1 rRNA gene is annotated in these 468 nt (G+C 51.5%); it reads left to right on the top strand.

The features are described 5' to 3' along the window. A 23S ribosomal RNA gene (locus BHE89_RS20415) occupies positions 1 to 468 on the top strand; the annotation flags it as partial.

Here is a 468-nt window from a genome sequence, read left to right as displayed (position 1 = left end):
CAAATCCGGTCACTTAATGCTGAGGTGTGATGACGAACCACTAAGGTGGTGAAGCAATTGATGCCCTGCTTCCAGGAAAAGCCTCTAAGCTTCAGGTTACCAACAATCGTACCCCAAACCGACACAGGTGGTCAGGTAGAGAATACTCAGGCGCTTGAGAGAACTCGGGTGAAGGAACTAGGCAAAATGGTGCCGTAACTTCGGGGAGAAGGCACGCTGGCGGTAAGTGAAGTCCCTTGCGGACGGAGCCGAAGCCAGTCGAAGATACCAGCTGGCTGCAACTGTTTATTAAAAACACAGCACTGTGCAAACACGAAAGTGGACGTATACGGTGTGACGCCTGCCCGGTGCTGGAAGGTTAATTGATGGGGTTATCCTTAGGGAGAAGCTCTTGATCGAAGCCCCAGTAAACGGCGGCCGTAACTATAACGGTCCTAAGGTAGCGAAATTCCTTGTCGGGTAAGTTCC

Origin of the sequence: Shigella sp. FC1967 (genome assembly GCF_001743005.1) — a bacterium.
Lineage (GTDB): Bacteria > Pseudomonadota > Gammaproteobacteria > Enterobacterales > Enterobacteriaceae > Proteus.
The sequence above is the reverse complement of the archived record's forward strand: the minus strand, read 5'-3'. Positions and strand labels throughout refer to the sequence as shown.